The organism is Protofrankia sp. CiP1_Cm_nod1 (genome assembly GCF_920888515.1).
In the GTDB taxonomy this organism is placed as follows: Bacteria; Actinomycetota; Actinomycetes; order Frankiales; family Frankiaceae; genus Protofrankia.
In genome coordinates, this window is sequence record NZ_CAKKTM010000298.1 from 1 (window position 1) to 4,359 (window position 4,359).

General features: G+C 70.1%; 4 protein-coding genes. All 4 read left to right on the forward strand.

What is annotated here, in order from left to right:
* Nucleotides 1-566 precede the first annotated feature (566 nt).
* Nucleotides 567-842, forward strand: coding sequence for an effector-associated domain EAD1-containing protein (locus NBX02_RS13415; RefSeq protein WP_250287291.1), 276 nt, complete (start codon nucleotides 567-569; stop codon nucleotides 840-842).
* Nucleotides 839-2,500, forward strand: a complete 1,662-nt coding sequence (locus tag NBX02_RS13420) for an NHL domain-containing protein (RefSeq protein WP_250287290.1) — start codon at nucleotides 839-841, stop codon at nucleotides 2,498-2,500. The genes NBX02_RS13415 and NBX02_RS13420 overlap by 4 nt, the downstream gene beginning before the upstream one ends.
* Before the next feature lie 203 nt (nucleotides 2,501-2,703).
* Nucleotides 2,704-3,021, forward strand: coding sequence for a calcium-binding protein (locus NBX02_RS13425; RefSeq protein ID WP_250287287.1), 318 nt, complete (start codon nucleotides 2,704-2,706; stop codon nucleotides 3,019-3,021).
* Between the two features lie 13 nt (nucleotides 3,022-3,034).
* Complete coding sequence (locus NBX02_RS13430) at nucleotides 3,035-4,216, forward strand: hypothetical protein (RefSeq protein WP_250287286.1); 1,182 nt, start codon at nucleotides 3,035-3,037, stop codon at nucleotides 4,214-4,216.
* Nucleotides 4,217-4,359 lie beyond the last annotated feature (143 nt).

The following is a 4,359-nucleotide window of genomic DNA, read 5'->3' on the forward strand; positions in this document are numbered from 1 at the left end:
ACCGGAACCAGCCGGGCAGGGAACGGGCATGGCGACAGGTGACCACCCCGTTTCCAGCTCCCAACCCGCCCTGATCACAAGATGACAGGCATCCCCTGCCCCATCTCATGCTGACAGGTAGGGGAGGCCGCGCGGACGGCAGCAGAACACCAGGAACATGGTGTGGTTCTTCGTCTCGAGTACGGCGGCTTATACCAGCCGAACGGGGGAGGCGCAGAGGAGCCGGCGCCCGATCAAGGAGCCGGCGAAGGCTACAGGCTCGGCTCTGTCAGGCACGGCCCGGGCGTACTGGGTCGCCGGCTTGTAGGACTCCCCCCTGACGATCATCGCACGGTGAACGAGTCCGCGCGGCGCACCTGGCCCCCTTCCGTGGTCAGCCATCAGCCGGGGTGGCATGGTGACTGCCACGCCTCCGCCACGTGGCATCGTGGCGTATCAGCCGGTTCGTTAGAGTCACGGCACACGGCGAAATCGGGGGCTGTCGTGGCTGTTCGCCTTCTCCCCTGGCCGGACTGGCGGACGGCAGACGTCCGCGGCTCGTGGCGTCGGCGCTGGGAGGGTGGTCTGTGGCCGGGCTTGATGAGGCGAAGGTCGCGGGGATGAACGGCGCGCAGCGGCGGGCGGCGCAAGACGCCCTCCTGGCCGCATATCCGGACCGGGGGCGGCTCGAGAGGCTGCTCGACAGACTCGACAGGCCCCTGGCGCACTACGCCACCGAGTCCGTCACGTTACCGGACGCCGTGTTCAAGATATTCGAAGGGGCGAAGGCCGAGGGCTGGCTGCCGCGGCTACTGGCCGAGGCCACCGCGGTGAATCCCGGCAACCCCAGCTGGCCGACGTGATCAGCCAGTACCGGCCCGCCAGCCCCGGCCCCGACGACGGGGAGACGCCCGCCGGCGGCTCGTCCACCGGCGGGCCCGGCGGGTCGAGTGCCCGCCCGCCGGCCGCCCTATCACTGGACCGGCTGGTGATCAGCACGTTGGCCGACGAGTTCCCCGATCCCCCGGAGGCACGCAGGCTGGTCGACCAGGCAGGGCTTCCGCCCAGGCGCCAGCCCGGGTGGAACATCGCCAACGCGGAGCAGTTCTGGTGGGAGACTCACCGCCTGTTCGTCGGCGGCGCGGTCATCGACGGGTGGGCGAACGTCCTGCGCGAGGCCTACCATGCTCGCCCGGCGAACAGCGTGCTCGCCGCCGCCGCGCAGGCTGCCGGCGTGGCCGGCCCCTCACCCGCGGAAGGCAGCCCGCCCTCCAGCCCCTTTCCGGGCGGGCTCAGCACGGCATCCCCCGTCGAACCACCATCGGCACACATCGACGAGGACCCGCCCGTGGAGGGAACTGCGCCGTCGCGCTCTCCGCTAAACCGCCGACGCCTGTTGACCGGTGCCGGAGTCCTGACGCTGGTGCCCGCCCTGTTGGTGTTCGCCGTTGTCCATCTGACGGGCGGTTCCAGCCCGACGATCGCCGTGGTCGCGGGAACGGGCGCGCAGGGATTCTCCGGTGACCGTGGGCCGGCCATTGAAGCCCAGCTCCAGGACCCGCAGGACGTGGCGGTCGCCAGCGACGGCACCCTCTACCTCGCGGACCGCGGCAACCAGCGGATCCGCAGGATCGACCCCGACGGGACGATCACCATCGTGGCGGGTAACGGCACCCCCGGCTTCTCGGGCGACGGCGGACCGGCCATTGATGCCCAGTTCAATGAGCCCACCGGGCTGGCGGTCACCGACAACGGCACCCTCTACGTCGCAGACCGGAACAACCACCGGATCCGCAAGATCACCCCCGACAGAACGATCACCACCGTCGCGGGTAACGGTGTCACCAAAGACAACGGCGACGGCGGGTTCTCCGGTGACCGCGGACCCGCCACCCAAGCCCAGCTCTTCTCTCCGGGCGACGTCGCGGTCGCCAAAGATGGCACGTTCTACATCGCCGATACACGGAACCACCGGATCCGCAAGGTCACCCCCGACGGAACGATCACCACCATCGCGGGTAACAAGGGTCGCGGCTTCTCGGGTGACCGCGGGCCTGCCTTCGAGGCCCAGCTCAATGAACCGATCGGGCTGGCGATCGTCGGCGACACCCTGTACATCGCCGAGTGGGGCAACCACCGGATACGCCGCATCGCCCCCGACCGGACGATCACTACCGTGGCGGGTAATGGCGCCACCGAGACCGACGGCGGCGGCGGGTTCTCCGGCGATGGCGGGCCCGCCACCCGAGCCCAGCTCAACCGCCCGGTATGGGTTGCGGTCGACACCAGCGGCACCCTCTACATCTCCGACCAGTACAACCACCGGGTGCGCCGAGTCGGCCCCAACGGGACGATCACCACCGTGGCAGGTACCGGCACTTCCGGGTTCTCCGGCTACGGCGGCCCCGCCACCCGTGCCCAGCTCGCGCAACCGACCGGAGTGGTGGTCGACAAAGCGGGCATCCTCTACATCAGCGACAGCAAGAACTGCCTGGTATCGAGCATCGACACCAACAGATAACCAACCGGTGCCGCGCGGCCAGCGTGGCCGGTGGTTGCCGGTGTTCTGAGCCGCTCTTCGAAGGCCATCGGAATATCTATTACAGGGACCGGCCACAAGGATCGCGGGCCAGTGGCGGCTGGGGTTCCCCTGCCCTGTCGGGGCTCCATTCGGCTGTCTCGGTAGGCTGCCGGCTACGGCGAAGGTGACCCAAGGCGGTGGAGGTGACCGAGGTGGAGCTGGACGAGGTGGAGCTGGATGCGCTGGTCGAGCAGGCCGTCGTCGACGCCTACGGCGAGGACGAACAGCTCACGGCCTTCCACGCTGTGATCGAGGACAACCTCGCCGTTCCCTTCCAGACCACCGTCCTGGGCGTGGACGTGACCGTCACGAAGATCGACCTGCGGTCCGACAGCGGCATCGTCGCGGTCTGCACCCGGGGGAAGCACCGCCAGGTGATCGGTATCCTGGACCTGCCGCTGCCCACCCCACCCCCGGGCGGGGCCGAATGGGTCGAGGCCTACCGGCACTGGGCATCCTGACGGTGACGCGACGATGAGCACATACCAGTACTACGAGTTCCTGGCCGTCGACCGGCCGTTGACCGCACAGCAGCAGGCCGAGGTCCGCACTCTGTCCACCCGGGCCCGGATCACCGCCACCAGCTTCACCAACGAGTACCACTGGGGCGATTTTCACGGCGATCCACGCATCATGATGGAGCGCTACTACGATGCCCACCTCTACCTCGCCAACTGGGGCACCCATCGGATCATGATCCGGCTGCCCCGCACCCTCCTCGACCTCAAGACCGTCCAGCGGTACACCGTCGAGCCTCACCTGACGGCCTGGACCGCCGGGGACCATCTCATCCTCGATCTGACCAGCGAGGACGACAGCGGGGACTGGGTGGAGGGCGCCGAGGACTCCCTGTCGGCCATCGTCGGTGCCCGCGCCGAGCTCGCCGCCGGGGACCCGCGGGCTCTCTACCTGGCCTGGCTGGCCGGCTACGGGACGTGGGAACGTGACGAGGACGTCTTCGGCGACGACGAGGAGGACACCCTCGAGCCACCGGTGCCCGCCGGGCTGGGTTCCCTCACCGCGCCGCAGCGGGCCCTGGCGGATTTCCTCCGCCTCGACGCCGACCTGCTCACCAGCGCGGCCCAGGCAAGCCCGCCCCTGGCAGCGGCCAGGGACGACCCCCGCGCACTCGCCGGATGGATCCGGGATCTCCCCGCCGGTGACAAGGAGAGCTTCCTGCTCCAGGTCGCGCACGGGGACGGCGCCCGGGTCCAGCTGGAGCTGCTGCGACGTTTCCGCGGTACGCCCGACAGCGGCGGGAACGGCCGTCCCCGCCGCACGGTCGCGCAACTGCTGGACACCGCCGCGGAGATCCGGCAGGAACGCCGGCGCCAGGAGCAGGCCGCCCGCGCCGAGGGGGAGGCCCGCCGCGCGCGGGAACGCGCGCTGGCCCGGGAGAAGCGGCTGGACGCGCTGGCCGGTGACCAGGAAACGGCCTGGGCGCGTGTCGACGCGCTGATCGACGGCCGCCGGCCGAGCGACTACGACGCGGCCGTCGAGATCCTCGAGGACCTCCGTGCTGTTGCCGCACGCGCCGGCCACAGCACGGAGTTCACACAGCGGTTCGCCCTCCTGCGCCAGCGGCATGCCCGCAAGCCCAGCCTTGTCGCACGTTTCGACCGCGCCGGCCTCGCTGACACCTCCACCGGCCAGTGATCCGCAGCCCGGGTAGCCGCCACGGATCCGCTGACAGGCTCATGCCGGTGACAGGCTCATGCCGGCTCATCACCGCAGGCCCGGGTCGGGCCGGGGGGTGAGCTGCTTCGCCCGCTGGAGCTCGCCGAGAGTAGCGAACCTGT